The organism is Hyphomicrobium sp. CS1GBMeth3 (assembly GCF_900117455.1).
In the GTDB taxonomy this organism is placed as follows: domain Bacteria; phylum Pseudomonadota; class Alphaproteobacteria; order Rhizobiales; family Hyphomicrobiaceae; genus Hyphomicrobium_C.
Genome location: NZ_FPHO01000003.1, coordinates 1,242,824 through 1,262,404, shown reverse-complemented (window position 1 = coordinate 1,262,404; position 19,581 = coordinate 1,242,824). Strand labels below are relative to the sequence as shown.

Sequence of the window (19,581 nt, the reverse complement as noted above, 5' to 3'; positions counted from 1 at the left end):
GCGGCGCGCTAACGGCTGAGCCAAGAGCGCCAGCCGCCGAAGGCGGTGATGTCCGTGGCGTCAGCCAGTCCGTGCGGCTCGCACAGGAAGCCTTTGACCTGCCCGCCGTCTGCCAGCGTGAGGGTGCCGATGCCGAGCGGCGGCGGGATAAGCGCGACGAACGAGCCGAAGGCGGCTTCGTCCATCTCCCAGATCTCGACCTCGATGTTGCCGGCGCCTTGTCCATCGAAGACGAGGCCGGGCTTGGCGGGCGTGGTGCCTGCGAGCGCATAGAAGCTATATCCCGCCGCCGTGCGCGTGGTGGCGACGAGCCGTGCGTTGCGCTCCCGGAGCTGCACGTTCAATGGCTGGCCCGAGAGATGCGCGCCGACGACTGCCACCGAGATGCGGCCTCCGGCGGATGCGGAGCTGACCGGCGGCGTTGCTTTGAGCGTGGCCCCTGTGGCGCCGAGCCGTAGCTCCGACAATTGGCGGTGCAGGGCGTCGCCGATCGTTGCCAGCCATCCGTCGGCAAAAGCGGGGCCGATCAATGTGACGCCGAATGGCAATCCGTTGTCGCGAAAGCCCGCGGGAACGGCGAGCGCGGAGAGATCCATCAGGTTGACGAAGTTCGTGTAGAGGCCGAGGTTCGAGTTGAGGCGAATGGGGTCGGCCAGGACTTCGCTGATCTTGTAGGTGGTCGGCGCCGTCGGGAGCAGCATGACATCCATGGCCTCCCACTGGGCTTCGGCTTCGCGCGTCAAGCCGGCTAGAGCGTAAAGGCCCTCGAATGCATCGGCTGCCGAGATTTTTTCGGCGCCAAGGATGATCTGGCCGACGACCTCATGCAGGGAGCCGGGCTTGTCTTCGGCAAAGGCGCGAATGGCTGCAAGCCTCTCGGCGACCCAAGGTCCCTGGTAGAGCAGGCTTGCCGCTTTCCGGAATGGTGTCAGATCGAAGGCGACGATCTCGGCTGCGATGTTTGCGGCGTGCTCGACGCTGAGGCGGTAGAGGCGTTCGGCTTCTTTGTCGCCGAAGAATTCGAGACCTGTCGCGGGGACGCCGATACGCAGCTTGGCCGGCGTGCGCTCGACGGCGAAGGGGCGCGGTGGTTTCCGCGAATAGGGCTCGTCGGAATCGTAGCCTGCCGCGCTTGCTGCGGCTCGAGCGGCATCGGCGACGGTCAGTGCGAAGATCGAGACCGTATCCTGCGTGCGGCAGGCCGGAACGACACCCCGCGCGCTGATCAGCCCCTTGGTGGGCTTCAGGCCGACGATGTTGTTGAACGCGGCGGGCACACGGCCTGATCCGGCAGTATCGGTTCCGAGCGCGAAGGAGACGAGGCCGGCGCCGACAGCGACGGCTGAGCCGGAGCTCGAGCCGCCGGAGACGTACTCCGGGTCGAAGACGCTCGCAGGGATGCCGTAGGGCGAGCGCGTGCCGACGAGGCCGGTCGCGAACTGATCGAGGTTGGTCTTGCCGATGGCGATGGCGCCGGCGGCTTCGAGCTGCTCCACGACGGTTGCGGAGCGCTCGGGTACGTAGGTGAAGTCGGGACACGCGCACGTCGTTGGAATGCCTGCGACATCGACGTTATCCTTGATGGCGAACGGGATGCCGGCGAGCGGGCCGTGCGCAGTGCGGGCTTTTGCAAGGGCCGCTTCTTTCGGCACCAGCGAGATCCAGACCGGTCGCTCCCCTGTTTCGGATATGCGCCGATACACTTCTTCGATGATGTCGGTGGGCGTGAACTTTCCTGAGGCGTATCCATCGGTGAGCGCTGCGATGTCGAGGGATTGTGTGGCAAGACGCGTGGTCACTAGGCAGCCTCCGTCGTCTCGTCGACCAGCACAACGAGGGTTTGCCCGAGCGAGACGGCGCGGCCCTCGGCGCAGCGGATCTCGGCGATGATGCCGTCAGACGGTGCGTGCACGGCCATCTCCATCTTCATCGACTCGACGACGAGCAGCAAGTCGCCTTTCTTGACGCGCGCTCCCTGATTCACCTCCACCTTCCACACTGCGCCTGGAACGGGGCTTGCGACCGCGACGGCGTTCTCGGCAAGGGGTTCCTCTGCCGCATCGTCCGAAACGGTGTCACTGATGGCTGCGCCGGATTGATCGCTCGCCTGCCAGCGTGATCTCTCGTCCTCGAAGGCAGCCTGCTGGCGCGCCTTTACGGCCGCGATCTCTCCGGCGTTCTCGGAAAGGAAGCGGCGATAATCGGCGAGCTTAAAAATCGTCGGTTCGATTTCGAGGCCGACCTTGCCTTGCAGGAACCCATCTCGAAATGAGAGCAGATCGTCGGCCGAGACCGGGTAAAAGCGGATCTGGTCAAAGAAGCGCAGGAGCCAGGGCTTGTCGTCCTCGAATTCCTGCGTGACGCGGTAGGTGTTCCAGACCTGTGCCGTGCGGCCGATGAACTGATAGCCGCCTGGACCTTCCATGCCGTAGATGCAGAGATAGGCACCACCGATGCCGACGGCGTTCTCGGGCGTCCAGGTGCGCGCGGGATTGTACTTGGTGGTCACCAGGCGATGGCGCGGGTCCACGGGTGTCGCGACGGGCGCGCCGAGGTAAACGTCGCCGAGGCCCAGCACCAAATAGCTCGCGCCAAAGGCGATACGTTTGACATCATCGACGCTGTCGAGACCGTTGATGCGGCGGATGAACTCGATGTTCGAGGGGCACCAGGGTGCATCCGCGCGTACCGACTGCATGTACTTCTGGATGGCGAGCTGCGTTGCCGCGTCGTCCCATGAGAGCGGCATGTGCACGATGCGGCTTGGAACCTCGATGTCGCCGATGTCGCCCATTTCGTCCTCGATGCGGGTGAGCTCTTGGAGGAGGACGGCGAGCGAGAGAATGTGGCTGTCGTAGTGGATCTGGAGTGAGCGGATGCCGGGTGTCAGATCGACGATGCCGGGAAGCCGCAGAGCCTCGAGCCGCGTCATCAGCACGTGGACACGAAAGCGCAGCTCAAGATCGAGAACGAGCGGCCCATATTCGACAAGCAGATATTTGTCGCCAGCACGTCGATAGACCACGCGGGGATGAGGTCCGGATGCCGGTCGCGTGGCGACGATGCAATCGTCGGGTCCGAGCTCGATGGCCTCAACGAGCGACGCGGTTGCGGGCGCGATCGTTGCGATCTCGCGATCCTGCTTCAGCTCGAGAGCGCGGGCCTCGGATGGAGAGAGCCGCTTGAAGCGCACCTCGTCGCCCGGCCGGAGCTGGCCGAGCTTCCACAGCTCGGCCTGGACGATGGTTGCCGGGCAGACGAATCCGCCGAGTGATGGACCGTCCGGGCCCAGGATGACCGGCATGTCGCCAGTGAAGTCCACGGCGCCGATGGCATAGGCGTTGTCGTGAATGTTGCTGGGGTGCAGGCCGGCCTCGCCGCCGTCGGCGCGCGCCCATTGCGGTTTCGGGCCGATCAGGCGCACGCCGGTGCGGTTGGAATTGTAGTGAACCTCCCATCGCGCGGAGAAGAAGGTCGCGATGTCGTCGTCGGTGAAGAAGTCTGGCGCGCCATGGGGACCGTAGAGGACACCGATCTCCCAAGCGCGGGTCAGCTCCGGGCGGAGCGCCGAGGCGAGCGGCTCGGAGGCACTGGCTGTCGCGAGCGCGCTATCGTTCGCGATATGCAGCACGTCGCCCGCCAAGAGGACGCGGCCGCCGTGGCCACCGAATTTGCCGAGCGTGAATGTTGCGCGACTGCCGAGGTACGCCGGGGCGTCGAAGCCGCCGCGCACGGCGAGATAGGCACGGGTTCCTGCTTCGGTCACGCTGCCGAGCTTCAGGACCTCGCCTGCCGTGACTGCGACCGGTTGCCAGAACGGCACTGGACGACCCGCGATGGTGGCCGTCATCTCTGCGCCTCCGATACAGATGACGGTGTCACAGTTGAACTCGAGCGTTGGCCCGGAGAGCGTTATCTCGAGTGCGGGTGCGCCTTCCCCGTTGCCGACAAGGCGATTGGCGAGGCGGAACGACAGGTGATCCATCGGCCCTGACGGAGGCACGCCGACGGCCCAGTATCCGGTGCGGCCCGGCCAATCCTGGATCGTGGTCTGGGTGCCTGGCGCCAAAACGTCGATGGTGCGCGCGTGATAAGGGAACGTCGCGAGCGTTTGCGTCAGCATCTCGCCATTGGCGAGTATCTCGGACGATGCCAGTTGGCGCAGATAATCGAGGTTGGTCTCGAAACCGCCGATCTCGGTGGCAGTGAGGGCGTCGCGCAGCTTTGCGAGCGCTTGCTCGCGCGTCTCCGCCGTGACGATGATCTTGGCCAGCATGGGATCGTAGAATGGTGAAATCTCGGCTCCACTTTCGACCCAGGTCTCGATACGCGCTGTCTTCGGCCAGGCGACGTGCGTGAGCTGCCCGGAGCTCGGGCGGAAGTCGCGGCCGGGGTTCTCGGCGTAAAGGCGAACCTGGATCGAGGCGCCCCTGGGCGTGATGCTGTCTTGATCGAGCGGGAGTGCTTCGCCGGCCGCCTGGCGGACCATCCATTCGACGAGGTCCGTGCCGGTGACCTCCTCGGTCACGCCGTGCTCGACCTGAAGGCGCGTGTTGACCTCGAGGAAGTAGAACTCGCTCGTGTCGCTGTCGTACAGGAACTCGACGGTGCCGGCGCTTTCGTAGTTGACGGACTTGCCGAGCTGGCGCGCCGTCTCCCAAAGCGCGGCGCGCGTCTCTTCAGCAAGGCCCGGAGCGGGCGTTTCCTCGATGACTTTCTGATTGCGGCGCTGGGCCGAGCAGTCGCGCTCGCCGAGGGCCACGACGCGGCCCTTGCCGTCGCCGAAGATCTGCACCTCGATGTGGCGGCCACGCGCGACGTACTTCTCGAGAAAGAGGCCCGGATCCTTGAAGTTGTTGCGTGCAAGGCGCTCGACGCTCTCGTAGAGCGGCGCAAGCTCCGACTGCGACGAGACGAGCTGCAGTCCGATTCCGCCGCCGCCTGCCGTGCTCTTCAACATTACCGGGTAGCCGATGCGCGCGGCCTCGCTTTCCGCTTCGGCGAGACTGCTTATAAGGCCGGAGCCTGGCGCGAGCGGAACGCCGGCCGCGAGGGCCAGCTCGCGGGCGCGGTGCTTCAGGCCGAAGGCGCGCATCTGATCCGGCTTCGGGCCGATGAAGACGATGCCGGCGGCCGCGCAGGCTTCGGCGAAGTCTGGGTTCTCGGAGAGAAAGCCATAGCCCGGATGAATGGCTTCGGCGCCGGTGGCTTTCGCGGCCGCGAGGATCGCATCGGTATTGAGATAGCTTTGTGCCGCGGGTGCCGGGCCGATGGCGACGGACTCGCGCGCTTGCGCGACGTGCATGGAGTGACGGTCGGCATCCGAATAGACGGCGACGCTGGCGATACCCATGCGGTCGAGCGTGCGAATGATGCGGCAGGCGATGGCGCCGCGGTTGGCGATCAGAACTTTCTTGAACACGTCAGGCGCCCTCCGGCCAGATCAGAACCTCGATGGGCGTCGGGTTGTAGGCATTGCACGGGTTGTTCAGTTGCGGGCAATTCGAGATGAGAACGATGACGTCCATCTCGGCGCGCATCTCGACGTATTTGCCGGGCGCGGAGACGCCATCGGCGAACGTCAGACCGCCGTCGGGCGTCACTGGCACGTTCATGAAGAAGTTGATGTTGTGCGCGATGTCCCGCTTCGAGAGCCCATACTGCTCGTTCTCGATGACGCCGAGCAAGAAGCTGTCGCGGCAGGCGTGCATGCTCTTCTTTTCGAGCGCGTAGCGGACCGTGTTGCTTTCCGTCGCGCAGGCGCCGCCGAGCGTGTCGTGGCGGCCGACGGTGTCGGCGGTTATGGTCATCAACGGGCGGCAGAGGTCGGACAACAGGATGGAGCCGGGGCCGAGGTAGACGTTTCCTTGCTCGCGGATGGTGTCGGTGGCCGAGTAGCGCTCGTAGGGATCGTCGGCGTTAAAGAAGAGCGTGTCGGCGGCCTGATTACCTTCGAGGTCGACGATGCGCAGCGTCTCGCCGCGCTTTACGACGTGCATCCAGTAGTCGCCGGCGAGGACGGTCTCGCGATGTGCCGCTGCGGCAGGAGCGAGCGTGCTTTCCTTGATCATTGTCGCGCTCTCCTCAGCAGCTACAACCGGCGTGGAAGATCCGGTTGTTCTCGTAGCCGCGGCTGTTCTCGGGCGCGGAGAGGCGGCAGGCGTCATCGGCGGCGGCGGGTGCGCCTTCGAGGATCTCGAAGCGCACGGATTTGCGTGGGTAGGTCGGGCTCGGGTCGAGCGGGTGTGGGCAGGTGTGGAAGAGCACCAGCGTATCCATCTCGAAGCGCAGCTCGACATCGGCGCCGGGCTTTGCGGCCGATGCGTCGAAGGCGAGCGTGCCGCTCTCGTCAGTCGCGACCTTGCTGAACCAGTTGACGTTGGCCGCGAGATCGCGCCGGCTCATGCCGTATTTCGCGGCTTCGATCAGGAAGCTGTCGCGGCCATTCTGGTACCAGTCGTTGCGGTGCGTCTGGTACGCCGCCTCCCCCCAACGGGCCTTGACCATTGCCTTCGTGCTCGCGCCGCATACGGTGTCATGCCAACCGGCGGTGTCCGAGACGATGGCGCAAAAAATGCGGCCCATGTCGGAATAGAGGCAGTGGCCCGTGGTCAGCTTGAAGGTGTGCTGGCACTTCAACGTGTCGGGCGCGTTGTAGCGCTCGAGCAGGTTCACCGGATTGTAGAACAGCATGCCGACGTTGGCGCCGCCGTCGAGGTCGGTGAGACGAAGCCGGTGGTTGCGACGCATGGTCAGGGACCAGTGCTTTCCACCCGGCAGGACATCGCTGTAGATCAATAGACTCACGTCGCTGCTCCTCTCTGCGGGGTGTCGTCCCCCGCTTGGTGAGTCCGGGCCGTCCCGGGTGAAAGAAGCCGCGCGGGGTCGTCCCCGGCGGATATCGGCGGCGCTAGTTCGGCGGTCCGCTGCCGTTGAGCGCCAACGGCTTCGCCGGATCAGCGCCCGGCAAAGGCTGCACCGTTTTCTTGGGCCAGACCTCGAAATCGCGGGTGACGCTGGCGCCGGATGCCGCCGCGACGACGTTGGCGCCGACCTCGCCAAGGGTCGCGCCGTAGCGCTCGAGTTCCTCGGGGCGATTGCGCGGCCGCTCGAAGGCGATGACACGGGTGCCGAGCCGGAACGCTTCCGAGAGATCGTGAGTGACCATCACGATGGTGAGGTTGTTCTCGTTCCAGATCTGGCGGATCAGCACGTGGATGTCGGCGCGAATGCCGGGGTCGAGCGCGCCGAACGGCTCGTCGAGAAGCAGGATTTTCGGCTTACGGTTGATCGCTTGTGCGAGCGCAAGACGCTGCTGCATGCCGCCTGAAAGGGCAGCGGGGTACTTGTCCTCATGGCCCTTCAAGCCGACAGCATCGAGCAGCTGCCGCGCCTCGACTTCGGCTTCGCGGCGCGACGAGCCGAACAGCTTGCCGAAGAAGCACGAGCGCTCGAACTCGCGACCGATCATGACATTGTGGAGCACGGTCAGGTGCGGAAACACGGAATAGCGCTGGAAGACGACGCCACGATCGGCGTCCGGCTCGGCCTTGAGCGGCGCGCCGTCGATGAGGATCTTCCCACGTGTCGGCTTCTCCTCGCCGAGCAGCATGCGAAGAAACGTCGTCTTGCCGCAGCCCGAAGGGCCGACGAGGGCCAAGAACGACCGCGAGGCGATCTCGAGCTCGATCCGCTCGAGCACGACGTGATCGCCGTACTCCTTCCAAACCTTGTCGAAGACGATGGACGTCATGCCGTGCGCGCTCCCGAGAACCAGGGGAATGCCTTTTGCTGCAGAAGACGCAGAGCGAGATCCATCAGGAATGCGAGCAGCGTGATCCAGATGACGTATGGGATGATGACATCCATTGCGAGATAGCGCCTCACGAGGAAGATGCGGTAGCCGAGACCGGAGTCTGAGGCGATGGCTTCGGCGGCGATGAGGAACAACCAGGCGGGACCCAGCTCGAGGCGTACGGAATCGATCAGGCGCGGCAGCATCTGCGGCAGCACGATGCGCAGGCCGATCTGCCAGGTGGACGCGCCGAGCGTCTGCGCCTTGATGAGCTGCTCGCGCGGAAGATCCTGCACGCGGAGCGCCACATCGCGGATGAGTTTCAGCGAAGTGCCGATGACGATCAGCGCGATCTTGGAGGCATCGCCGAGCCCCATGATGATGAACAGGATCGGCAGCAGCGCGAGCGGTGGCACCATGGAGGCCACTGCAACGACCGGCCCGAAGGTGGCGTTCATGACCGGCAGCAGCCCGATCAAGAGGCCGAATACGAGGGCGATCAGGGTCGATATGGCAAGGGCTACGAGCAAGAGATACATGCTCGACAGCGTGTCGTTCAACATCAGGTAGGCGCCGGTGCGGACATCGGCTTGGAAGGCCATGTGTTTGACGGCCTCGCCCATGGCGCTCAGGCTCGGCAGAAGCTTGTCGTTCGGGTTCTCGGCCAGACGTGCGGCCGAGCTCATGACGTATGCGATGAGAAGGGCCAGGAACGGCAAGGCCGCGAGCGCGATGGTCCAGGTTCTGTCGGGCTTCAAGTTCAACAGACGCATCGTGTCCTCGCGGCCTTGCCGTCAGTTTTGTTTGTGAGCCTTGGGGCGAAGCTCAGAGCTTACCGTCGGCTGCGGCCTGCATGTAGGTGGCGTCGAATCGGAACTTGATGTTGTCCTTGTCGCCAAAGACGCTCTTGTCCGCGAACTCGATGCCGATGGCGCCTGCGGTTTTGGCGTCCTTGCCGAGCAGTGCCTTATCGAACAGGAAGGTCGAAACCTTCTCTGACGTGGTCTTGACCTCGGGGCTGGTCGCGAATGCCACGGCGGCCTTCGGATCGGAGAAGAGCTGGGTCGTGGCGAGCTGCTCCTCATAGCCCTTGAGGTCGGTGCCAGAAGCCTTGGCCATGGCTTCCTTGGCGGCCGTTCCGTCGCTCATCGCCTTCATGGTGTCGTACCAGATGCCAACCAGCGCCTTGCCGAAGTTGGGATTGTCTTTCAGTACTTCTGTGTTGGCGACGAGCAGGTCCATGACCTCGCCCGGAATCTTCGATGTGTCGTAGACCAACTTGGCGTCAGGATTCTCGAGGATGCTCGAAGCGATCGGTTTCCAGGTGACGACGGCAGTTACGTCCGGCGTCTTGTAGGCCGATGCCAAGTCGGCGTCGGAGGTGTTGACGACTTTCACGTCCTTCTCGGCAAGACCGATGCTCTCGAGGCCGCGTGCAAGCAGATAGTGCGAGACTGAGAACTCGACCAGGTTGACGGTCTGACCTTTAATATCCTCGAGCTTGTCCTTCTCCTTGAGGATGATGGAATCGTTGCCGTTCGAGGTGCTGCCGGTGATGACGACCGTCGTATCGACACCACCCGCGGCCGGAATGGAAACTGCGTCCATGTTGGTCAGCGTCACGGCGTCGAAGGCGCCGGCTGTGTACTGGTTGATGCTCTCGACGTAGTCGTTGAACTGCTTGACCTCGATGTTGATGCCATACTTGTCGGCCCACTTTTTCACGATGCCGGAATCGGCGGCGTAGCCCCAGGGCATCCAACCGACGTAGATCGACCAGGCGACTTTGAAATCCTTTTTCTCCGCTGCGTGCGCCGCGGGCAGCGTGAGCGCGATGCTCGCCGCAGCCGCGATGGCACAACGAATGACCTTGGAGACGGACCGGTTCATGAAAAACCCCTCGTGCTGACCACTGACTGTCGTTCGCAAGGGGGGTCGACACGGACGGATGGCGCAGAACGCACGCGAGGAGGCCTTCCGTTCGAGAGCCGAAACTCCCTGCGGTGTAGGTCTCCCGGGCTTTTATCCCGCCGTGGCTTCGCCCAGGCGCGCGGCGTGGGCGAGAGAGCCTCTCTCGGACCAGCATCGCTGAGCGACCGGAACCCTAGAGGCGTTATACGGGATTGTTCTGCATGAGACGTGCCAAGCGAAATTCGCCGTTGTTTCCAGCGTTCTGACGTGGGCGATCACCAGCGGCTGCCGAATTTTTCGGCGGCTTGCCAAGATTACAGTCGAGTCGCAGCCAAAGTTGGGAATCTGCCTCGGATGCCACAGCCACTGCTGCAGCAACGGGCCTCACTTATGTTCTGATCGCCGGGATGCTGGTGCGAATTTTTCTCCCAAACCCGTCCGATTGTGGGCGCGCGTCGTGAGAAAATCCCAAAAAAAGTTGCTATGTCAGGTTCTTATTTCAATTCTTGATTGATTGCGGTTGGGCATTGCTGAGCGCTTGCGTCGTGCGTCAATCTGGCATATGGTATGTGGCATGCCAGATGGACGGACGGGAACGGCTTCGCTCATGCAAGACACCCGCACAAATATCGGCCCGATCGATGGCCCTGTCAGCCTCAAGGCGCGGGCCTACGATGCGTTGAAGGCCGCGATTGTGCGCATGGACATCTACGCGCCCGACGCGCAACTCCGCTTCGACGAGCGTGATCTCTCCGCCCGCTTCGGCGTCTCGCGCACGCCGCTGCGCGAGGCGCTCGCGCAGCTCGACAGGGAGCGTCTGGTCAAGATCGTTGCCCGGCGTGGCATCTTCATCGTGCGCAAGACCAAGGCCGAGATTCTCGACATGATCACGGTCTGGGCGACACTGGAAAGCATGGCTGCGCGTCTCGCGACGGAGGTCGCGAGCGAGGCTGAGATCAAGGCGCTGCATCGTCTCGTCGACCCGTACGCCCAGAACGATGTGCTCGCCGACATGGGCGCCTACTCGGACGCCAACATTCAATTTCATCAGGCGATCATCAAGGCCGGCGGCAATCCGCTGATCGGTGAGATCACCGACGGTCTGTTCTTTCATGTACGCGCCATTCGCCACCGCACGATCGGTGATCGCGACCGTGCGCGCCGCTCCATCGACGATCACTGTCAGATCGTTGCCGCGCTCGAAAAACGCGACGGCGAACGGGCCGAGCGTCTCGTGCGCGAGCACACGTTGAAACTGTGCGAGCACGTCGCCCGCAATGTCGACCTCAACTAGCTCGAAATACAAACATACTTTTGGGAGGCTCACCCGTGAATTTCTTTGCAAAAAAAGTGTCGACACCACCCGAGCAGGCGCCCGCTCAGACGGCGCCGGTCGCGGCACCCGCAGCACGCATCGTGCCTAGCTCGCTTCCGGCGGCGTCCTATCCGCTCGGCATCCGCAATCCTACTGCGGATGGCCCGGTTCCGGCGTTCGTACCGGCAACGTATCCGCTTGGAGTGCGCGCAACGGCGTCCGAGGAGCCCGAGTTGACCGACGGCTTTCACCTCGTCATCGACGCGCTGAAGCTCAACGGCATCGAGACCATCTACGGCCTGCCCGGTATCCCGATCACCGATCTTGGCCGGATGGCTCAGGCGGAAGGATTGCGCGTCGTATCGTTCCGGCATGAGCAGAATGCCGGCAATGCGGCGGCGATCGCCGGCTTTCTCACCGGCAAGCCAGGCATCTGCCTGACGGTGTCGGCTCCGGGCTTCCTCAACGGCCTCACTGCGCTCGCGAACGCGACGACCAACTGCTTCCCGATGATCCTGATCTCCGGCTCGTCCGAGCGCGAGATCGTCGATCTGCAGCAGGGCGACTACGAGGAGATGGATCAGCTCGCCATCGCCAAGCCGCTCTGTAAGGCGGCGTTCCGTGTTCTCCATGCCGAAGACATCGGTATCGGTGTGGCGCGCGCGATCCGCGCTGCTGTCTCCGGGCGTCCGGGTGGCGTCTATCTCGATCTGCCGGCCAAGCTCTTCGCGCAGACTATCGATGTGGTGAAGGGCAAGACGTCGCTCGTCAAAGTCATCGATCCTGCGCCGGTGCAAATTCCGGGCAAGGATGCCGTGAAGCGCGCGCTCGATCTGCTGAAGGGCGCCAAGCGTCCGCTGATCATCTTCGGCAAGGGCGCGGCTTACGCGCAGGCCGACGACGCGGTGCGTGATCTCGTCGAGAAGAGCGGCATTCCGTTCCTACCGATGAGCATGGCGAAGGGCCTCCTCCCGGACACGCACCCGCTGTGCGCGGGTGCGGCCCGCTCCAAGGTGCTCAAGGAAGCTGACGTGGTGATGCTCGTCGGCGCGCGTCTCAACTGGCTGCTCTCGCACGGCAAGGGCAAGACCTGGGGGGCGCCAGGCACGCAGAAGTTCATCCAGATCGACATCGAGCCGCGCGAGATGGACTCGAACATCGAGATTGCCGCTCCGCTCGTGGGCGATATCGGATCGTGCGTGACGGCGCTTCTCGAGGGCATCGACGGCTCTTGGAAGGCGCCTTCCGAATGGGTCGACGGCATCAAGGCCAAGAAGGACGACAATATCGCCAAGATGGCGAAGAAGCTCTCGCAGCCGAAGGTGCCGATGGATTTCCATTCGGCGCTGGCGCCGCTGAAGCAGGTCATCAAGGAGCGTCCCGACGCCATCCTCGTCAACGAAGGCGCAAACACGCTCGATCTCGCGCGCGGCGTCATCGACATGTACCAACCGCGTAAGCGTCTCGATGTCGGCACATGGGGTGTCATGGGCGTCGGGCTCGGCTTTGCGGTCGCGGCTGCCATCGAGACCGGCAAGCCGGTGCTCGCGGTCGAGGGCGACAGCGCGTTCGGCTTCTGCGGCATGGAGGTCGAAACCATCTGCCGTTACAACCTGCCGGTCTGCATCGTCATCTTCAACAACGACGGCATCTACCGCGGCACTGATGCCGATCCGACGGGGCGCGACCCGGGCACGACCGTGTTCGTCAAGGGCTCGCGCTACGACAAGATGATGGAAGCGTTCGGCGGCGTCGGCGTGAGCGTGACAACTCCTAACGAGCTGAAGCGTGCTGTCGACGAAGCCCTGAGCAGCGGCAAGCCCACTCTCATCAACGCGGTGATCGATCCGGCAGCCGGTACGGAAAGCGGCCGCATCGGCAACCTCAACCCGCAAAGCGCTCTCAAGAAAAAATAATCCGATCGACACGCGATCTCAAAGAAACCTGCCCACAAGGAGACTTGTATCCATGACCAAAGCACTCGATGGCATCAAGATCATCGACTTCACGCACGTGCAAGCGGGACCGGCCTGCACCCAACTTCTCGCCTGGTACGGCGCGGACGTGATCAAGGTCGAGCGTCCCGGTTCCGGCGACGTGACGCGCAACCAGCTTCGCGATATTCCGGAAGCGGACGCGCTCTACTTCACGATGCTGAACTCCAACAAGCGCTCGCTGACGCTCGACACCAAGAAGCCCGAGGGCAAGGAGGTGCTCGAGAAGCTGATCCGTGTGTCGGACGTGATGGTGGAGAACTTCGGACCCGGGGCACTCGATCGCATGGGCTTCACCTGGCAGCGCATTCTCGAGCTCAATCCGAAGATGATCCTCGCCTCGGTGAAGGGCTTCTCGGACGGTCACCACTACGACGATCTCAAGGTCTACGAGAACGTCGCGCAGTGCGCTGGCGGTGCCGCATCCACCACCGGTTTCTGGGACGGTCCGCCGGTCATCAGCGCCGCCGCGCTCGGCGACAGCAACACCGGCATGCATCTCGCGATCGGCATTCTCACGGCGCTTCGTCAACGTGATCAGACGGGCAAGGGCCAGAAAGTGGCCGTCTCGATGCAGGACAGCGTCTTGAACCTTTGCCGCGTCAAGCTGCGCGACCAGCAGCGTCTGGATCGCGTCGGCCACCTCGAGGAGTATCCGCAGTTTCCGCACGGCTCGTTCTCCGATGTCGTGCCGCGCGGCGGCAATGCGGGCGGCGGCGGTCAGCCGGGCTGGATTCTGAAGTGCAAGGGATGGGAGACGGATCCCAACGCCTACATCTACTTCACGATCCAGGGTCATGCCTGGGAGCCGATCTGCGATGCTATCGGAAAGCCCGAGTGGAAGACCGATCCGGCGTACACGACGGCAAAGGCGCGCCAGCCGCACATTGTGGAGATCTTCGAAACGATCGAAGCCTGGCTCGCAGACAAGACCAAGTTCGAAGCGGTTGACATCCTCCGCAAGCACGACATCCCGTGCGCGCCGGTGCTGTCGATGAAGGAGCTGGCGAACGATCCGTCGCTGCGCGCGAGCGGCACCATTGCCGAGGTCGACCACAAGGTCCGCGGCAAATATTTGACGGTTGGAAGCCCGATCAAGTTCTCGGATATGCAGGTCGAGATCACTGGTTCTCCGCTGCTCGGCGAGCACACGGAAGAGGTGCTGGCGGAGCTCGGCTACACCAAGGACCGCATTCAGCAGCTCCACGCGGCGCAAGCAGTTTAACCCCTAGTCGATTCCTCCCCTGGGGTACCTCGCGACGCCGCAAGGCGTCGCCTTTTTTTCTGGCTCGGATTTTCGAGGAGGTCCGATATGAAAACGACTGTCGATCTCGATGCGCTGGTCTCAGCGATGGGCGATGCGGTCGTCGTCAGCGACGTCGATGGCATCATCACGTTATGGAATAAGGCGGCGGAACGTCTGTTCGGCTACACGGAGGCCGAGGCGCTCGGCCAGTCGCTCGACATCATGATCCCCGAGCGCCTGCGCGAGCGGCACTGGGATGGCTATAGCGTGACCATGGAGACCGGCGTCACCCGCTATGGCACCGAGGTGCTGCAGGTGCCGGCTATCGACAAAGCGGGCCGCTCGTTCTCGATCGCGTTCACGGTGGCGCTGCTGCATGCACCGGATGGCAAGGTCTCGGGGATCGCGGCGGTCATCCGTGACGATACGCGGCGTTTCGAAAGGGACCGTGCACAGCGCAAGCGGATTGCGGAGCTCGAGCGCACAGCCAATGCCGCGGTCGCTTCGGTGCCAACTACTGTTATGCGTGGCGAAGCGACGGGATGTCCTGTGCGAGCGGCAGATCGAGGCTGAGAGCATCGATATGCAAAACGCGCCGGACTCCCAGTGGAACCTGGCGCGCTGCCTACTGCGGAACTACGAGAGTCAGTCAAAGATGCCTTCGCTGTGCTCATCGACGTAGGTGGCGAGGCCCAGCGTATGATCGCGGGCCAGCTTTTCGGCGAGCTCCGTGTCGCGCTTTTCGATCGCCTCTATGATCTTGAGGTGATCCTGGATCGACCGCTTGGCGCGGTCGTCACGTCCGATCGTGATCTGGCGGATGCCACGAACATGCAGCAGAAGGTTCTCCGTCATTTCGGCGAGAAGCGCTGATCCCGTCAGCTCGATGATCGTCTGATGGAAGCGGATGTTGGCGGCCGAGTACTCGCTAACGTGGTCCTCGGGTTTGTGCTTCTCGTTGAACTCTTTGAAGAGCGCTCGCAGGCGCGCGATGTCGACGTCGCTCGCGCGTAGCGTGACGAGGCGGGCTGCCATGCCCTCAAGAGCCGCCCACACCTGGATCATCTCGATGACTTCGCGCTTCGTCTTCTTGACGACCATGATGCCGCGGCGGGGCACCGACTTCACGAAGCCCTGCTGCTCCAGCATGGCGATCGCTTCGCGGACCGGCGTACGGCTCACGCCGAGGCGCTCGGACAGTTGGCGCTCGTCGATCCATGCCGGTTCGGACGAGCTGTAGATGTCCATGTTGATGATGGCGCGCTTCAGCGCATTGTAGGCCTTGGTCTTGTATGTTTCCTCGGGCGCAAAGGGTTTCAGGACGAGGTCCGGGGTCGTTGCCTCGCCAACCGGCCAGCGTGCTTGGGCTTGGGAATTGTCAGCCACGTATTTGTCTCCCAATGGCGTCGGATTTGTTCTCTGGCATACTATAGACCATAGGCGAGGTTTTTCCCACCACGGCCGACGGTTATTGCGCACGGAGGCTCGGAATCCCGACAAAATAGCCTGGGGCGACGTTGCTGCGCCGCCCCAGGCTTCCGAGCAGACAGGGGACTGTCGGCTTATCGTTGTGCAGTCGCCAATTGGCCGCTCATCACCATTTTTCCTCGATGGTCGAGAACGACGCCATTCTGAGCATGGTGGCGGCGGAGCAACGGCCTCAGGATGAAGACGGCGGTGAGGGCCGCGGTGATATCCATGGCGCCCATCATATAAAGCACGGTCGACCAGGTTCCTGTGGCTTCCATGAGTAGGTTGCCGAGAGGTACGAGCAGTGCGGCAATTCCTTTGGCGCAGTAGAGAACGCCGTAGATCTTGCCGATGTGCTTGGTGCCGAACGCGTCGCCGGCCGTGGCGCTGAAGAGGCTGTACACCTCGCCCCAGGCCAGGAAGACGATGCCTGAGAGGATCACGAATGCCCACGGGTTGTGGCCGAAGGTGCCGAGCGCGAGGATGCCGATGCCCTCGATCATAAAGGCGATAAACATCGTCCTCTCGCGGCCGATATGGTCGGAGATCCATCCGAACAGTGGCCGCGAGATTCCGTTCATGACGCGGTCGGCCATGAGCGCGAGCGGCAGTGCAGCCATGGTGAAGAAGTAGACGTTGACTGGCATTTCGCGGACGCCGAGATCCTGGGCGATCACGCCGAGCTGTGCGACTGCCATCAGTCCACCAGTCACCGTTCCGGTGAACATGGCCAGCATGACCCAGAAGACCGGGGTGCGCAGTGCCTCGCCGAGCGTATAGTCACGACGCGACTGCATGACCTGGTCGGAATAGACCGTCTCCCCTTCTTTCGGTGCCCGGAGGAAGCCAGCAACAAGGAGGATCGCAAGGCCCTGGATCAGGCCAAAGGTGAAGAAAGCGTCCTGATAGCCGCTGCTCTTGATCATGTTTGCGATCGGGATGATCGTAACGATCGTGCCGGAGCCATATCCCGCTGCCGTCAGGCCCGCTGCGAGACCGCGACGATCCGGGAACCACTTGAGTGCGTTATTGATGCAGGTCGCGTAAACCGCGCCGACGCCGATGCCACCCAGAATGGAGCCGACGTAGAAACCGGTGAGGGTCGTTGCATAAGAATTGACGACCCAGGCGACGCCGACGAAGAGACCGCCGATGAGCACGACGGTGCGTGGGCCGTACTTATCTACGAAGTGTCCGACAATCGGGGTGCCCCACGTCTGGACCACGACGAAGATCGTGAATGCAGTCTGGATCGCGGCGCGGGTCCAGCCGTGAGCCTGTTGGATTTCAGGTACGAAGAGTGTCCAGGAATACTGGATGTTGGATGCCGCGACCATACAAGCGACGCCGACGATGAGCTGTATCCAGCGGCTTGATGGGGGGTGCCCTTGCACCTCTGCGGGTGCACCGATAGTGGCCGACATTGACCGTCCCTCCTTCGTTCGAGCGATTCGTTCAGAGGAGTGACGATTCCCTCTGGGCTCGCCCTTTCTACAAAGATTTAACCGCGACATCCTGGTATATTGAATGCCAGATGGCAAGTCAGAATTCCGTCATGACGGGCTTGGGAGCGCTCCAAACGGCCAGATTTGACCGTTCAGCCCGCATCGTCAGATGCCGCCAGGGTTTTCAAATACAATGATAATTTGTCGCAGGCGAGCGCTAGCCGGAGGGGACGAAAAAAAATTGAAAATAATTCACCGGTGCCCTTCCGTCCGGGTTGGAGGGGGTTGAGCTAGGCCACTGTGGTCGTCGTCCGAATGGAGAGATTGCGTGCGTGTGTTGTCGAAACTTTTCCGGGAAATGTCTTTTCATCAGTAACTTAAGGCCGCCTTCGGTGGAAAAGGCGGCCTTCAATCGCGTGGTTCAGGCTGAGAAGTACAGCCAGGACAGGCGCTTCGGCTCCTTGGAGCCTTTGCGGCTGTAAATCTCCCCCAACCTTGCCGACAGGGCGGCGAAGAGCGCACTCCACGTAAAGCCGTCCTGGGTTTCGTGGCCTGAGGTGCGGCGCAGCAAAGTGGCGGTGCTCATCATTCGTCTCCTTTGATTTCGGCCTCGGCGCCCCATGGCGCGGGCTGCTCATGTGCTGGTATCTAGCATGCCAGACGCGTGTGACCAGATTTCCTACCGCATTGCAGCGATGCGAAAAGCGCATAACTCGCGGGTTCTCATGCGCAAAATGAGCGTGGCTGAATGTCACATCTTCAATTGACATACTGGTATTTGGTATGCCAGAGTTGATGTATGTCGCAGATGTGCTCGGCTCTTGCGCACGCGGTGGTTGGGCATTCGGGCTGCCCCGTCGCACCGACGGTATGGGGCGCAGACGAAGGAATGCAGACCAATGGGATCGCTCGCCGCAGGACGGTTAGGCATCGCGACGTTAAGCGACCGCGGCGGGTGCCCGGGATCCGAGGTGGCTGCCCTATGAACATGACCGGACGCAGACATTGATCCCTGCCGAACGCAACAAACAAAAAATACTCGAGGAGGAAACATCGATGGGGAAGGCGCTAGAGGGGATCCGCATCCTGGATTTCACGCACGTCCAATCGGGGCCCACCTGCACGCAGCTTCTGGCCTGGTTCGGCGCCGACGTCATCAAGGTGGAGAAGCCGGGTATCGGCGATGTGACACGCACACAGCTGCGCGACGTGCCGGACGCCGACAGCCTCTACTTCACGATGCTGAATCACAACAAGCGGTCGATCACTCTCGACACGAAGAACCCTACCGGTAAGGCTGTCCTCGAAGCGCTGATCAAATCCTGCGACGTGCTGGTCGAGAACTTCGCCCCCGGTGCGCTTGATCGCATGGGCTTTTCCTGGTCGCGCATTCAAGAACTCAATCCGCGCATGATCGTTGCGTCCATCAAAGGGTTCGGACCGGGACCCTATCAGGACTACAAGGTTTACGAGAACGTGGCGCAATGCGCGGGCGGCGCGGCGTCAACGACAGGCTTCGAAGATGGGCCTCCGGTTGTGACGGGCGCGCAGATCGGCGACTCGGGCACCGGTCTTCATCTGGCGCTGGGCATCGTCACGGCGCTCTATCAGCGTACGGTGACGGGGCGTGGCCAGCGCGTGGATGCAGCCATGCAGGACGGCGTGCTCAACCTCTGCCGCGTCAAGCTGCGTGACCAGCAGCGGATCACGAAGGGCCCGCTCACCGAGTATCCGCAGTATCCAAACGGCACGTTCGGCGAAACCGTTCCGCGCGCGGGCAACGCCTCGGGCGGCGGGCAACCGGGCTCGATCCTCAAGTGCAAGGGCTGGGAGACGGATCCCAACGCGTACATCTACTTCATCACGCAGGCGCCTGTATGGGGCGCGATCTGCAAGGTGATCGGCAAGGAAGAGTGGATCACCGATCCCGACTACGCGACGGCGGCGGCGCGCCTCCCGAGGCTCAACGACATTTTCGCGACCATCGAGGTATGGACCAAGACCAAGACCAAGTTCGAGGCGATGGACATCCTCACGGAATACGACATTCCTTGTGGCCCGATCCTGTCGATGAAGGAGATTGCCGAGGATCAATCGCTGCGCGACAGCGGAACCGTCGTCGAGGTGGATCATCCGGTGCGAGGGACATACCTCTCGGTCGGCAATCCCATCAAACTTTCGGACAGCCCGACAGAGGTGACGCGCTCGCCGCTGCTTGGCGAGCATACGGAAGAGATCCTGCGCGATGTGCTTGGGCTCGACGCGCAGGGACTTCGTGAGGTTCAGGCAAGCGGTGCTCTCGGCGAAAAGGTTCCCCTAGCCGCTGAGTAATTCCCGCCGCAAGCCTCGGCGGCGGGGATTGCTCTTCCCAATCTCCGCCGCCTCTTCGGTCGTATGACTCGAGC

The 19,581-nt window shown here is 62.8% G+C and carries 15 protein-coding genes and 1 riboswitch; of the genes, 5 read left to right on the top strand and 10 right to left on the bottom strand.

The annotated features are described in order from the left end of the window. Positions 1-8: 8 nt before the first annotated feature. The 7 genes from atzF to CS1GBM3_RS13195 form a co-directional block, all read right to left on the bottom strand. Entirely contained in the window at positions 9-1,799 is a 1,791-nt protein-coding gene (gene atzF / locus CS1GBM3_RS13225) for an allophanate hydrolase (protein WP_072395861.1), read from the bottom strand. Further along, on the bottom strand, positions 1,799-5,422 hold the full coding sequence (uca, locus tag CS1GBM3_RS13220) for an urea carboxylase (protein WP_072395860.1): 3,624 nt from the start codon (positions 5,420-5,422) through the stop codon (positions 1,799-1,801). Before uca ends, atzF begins: the two co-directional genes overlap by 1 nt. A 1-nt stretch (position 5,423) precedes the next feature. After that, positions 5,424-6,071 (bottom strand): urea amidolyase associated protein UAAP2, encoded by a 648-nt coding sequence (locus CS1GBM3_RS13215; RefSeq protein WP_072395859.1) that lies wholly within the window; start codon positions 6,069-6,071, stop codon positions 5,424-5,426. A 13-nt stretch (positions 6,072-6,084) separates the two neighbouring features. Continuing rightward, the gene (locus tag CS1GBM3_RS13210; protein WP_072395858.1) at positions 6,085-6,807 is read right to left on the bottom strand and encodes an urea amidolyase associated protein UAAP1; all 723 of its coding nucleotides are present in this window, start codon (positions 6,805-6,807) and stop codon (positions 6,085-6,087) included. A 103-nt stretch (positions 6,808-6,910) separates the two neighbouring features. Beyond that, complete coding sequence (locus tag CS1GBM3_RS13205; protein ID WP_072395857.1) at positions 6,911-7,753, bottom strand: ABC transporter ATP-binding protein; 843 nt, start codon at positions 7,751-7,753, stop codon at positions 6,911-6,913. Beyond that, the gene (locus CS1GBM3_RS13200) at positions 7,750-8,568 is read right to left on the bottom strand and encodes an ABC transporter permease (RefSeq protein ID WP_072395856.1); all 819 of its coding nucleotides are present in this window, start codon (positions 8,566-8,568) and stop codon (positions 7,750-7,752) included. The genes CS1GBM3_RS13205 and CS1GBM3_RS13200 overlap by 4 nt, the downstream gene beginning before the upstream one ends. Positions 8,569-8,620: 52 nt before the next feature. Further along, entirely contained in the window at positions 8,621-9,685 is a 1,065-nt protein-coding gene (locus tag CS1GBM3_RS13195) for a putative urea ABC transporter substrate-binding protein (protein WP_072395855.1), read from the bottom strand. A 119-nt stretch (positions 9,686-9,804) separates the two neighbouring features. Continuing rightward, a riboswitch (guanidine-I (ykkC/yxkD leader) is annotated at positions 9,805-9,914 on the bottom strand. A 399-nt stretch (positions 9,915-10,313) separates the two neighbouring features. Here CS1GBM3_RS13195 and CS1GBM3_RS13190 point away from each other — a divergent pair. From CS1GBM3_RS13190 to CS1GBM3_RS13175, 4 genes are all read left to right on the top strand, one after another. Continuing rightward, positions 10,314-11,000, top strand: a complete 687-nt coding sequence (locus CS1GBM3_RS13190) for a GntR family transcriptional regulator (protein ID WP_072395853.1) — start codon at positions 10,314-10,316, stop codon at positions 10,998-11,000. A 224-nt stretch (positions 11,001-11,224) separates the two neighbouring features. Next, positions 11,225-12,937, top strand: coding sequence for an oxalyl-CoA decarboxylase (gene oxc, locus CS1GBM3_RS13185; protein WP_072397490.1), 1,713 nt, complete (start codon positions 11,225-11,227; stop codon positions 12,935-12,937). Between the two features lie 52 nt (positions 12,938-12,989). Beyond that, positions 12,990-14,240, top strand: coding sequence for a formyl-CoA transferase (gene frc / locus CS1GBM3_RS13180; RefSeq protein WP_072395852.1), 1,251 nt, complete (start codon positions 12,990-12,992; stop codon positions 14,238-14,240). 87 nt (positions 14,241-14,327) lie between these two features. Then, on the top strand, positions 14,328-14,834 hold the full coding sequence (locus CS1GBM3_RS13175; protein ID WP_072395851.1) for a PAS domain-containing protein: 507 nt from the start codon (positions 14,328-14,330) through the stop codon (positions 14,832-14,834). 72 nt (positions 14,835-14,906) lie between these two features. Here CS1GBM3_RS13175 and CS1GBM3_RS13170 read toward each other — a convergent pair whose 3' ends face one another. The 3 genes from CS1GBM3_RS13170 to CS1GBM3_RS19825 form a co-directional block, all read right to left on the bottom strand. Next, positions 14,907-15,647 carry a GntR family transcriptional regulator gene (locus tag CS1GBM3_RS13170; protein WP_072395850.1) on the bottom strand — a complete coding sequence of 247 codons (741 nt, stop codon included), beginning with the start codon at positions 15,645-15,647 and terminating at the stop codon, positions 14,907-14,909. A gap of 176 nt (positions 15,648-15,823) precedes the next feature. Next, positions 15,824-17,155, bottom strand: coding sequence for an oxalate/formate MFS antiporter (gene oxlT, locus CS1GBM3_RS13165; protein WP_072395849.1), 1,332 nt, complete (start codon positions 17,153-17,155; stop codon positions 15,824-15,826). 442 nt (positions 17,156-17,597) lie between these two features. After that, positions 17,598-17,762 (bottom strand): hypothetical protein, encoded by a 165-nt coding sequence (locus CS1GBM3_RS19825; RefSeq protein ID WP_171946494.1) that lies wholly within the window; start codon positions 17,760-17,762, stop codon positions 17,598-17,600. A gap of 470 nt (positions 17,763-18,232) precedes the next feature. Here CS1GBM3_RS19825 and frc (CS1GBM3_RS13160) point away from each other — a divergent pair, with 470 nt between their 5' ends. Beyond that, entirely contained in the window at positions 18,233-19,507 is a 1,275-nt protein-coding gene (gene frc / locus CS1GBM3_RS13160; protein WP_072395848.1) for a formyl-CoA transferase, read from the top strand. Positions 19,508-19,581 lie beyond the last annotated feature (74 nt).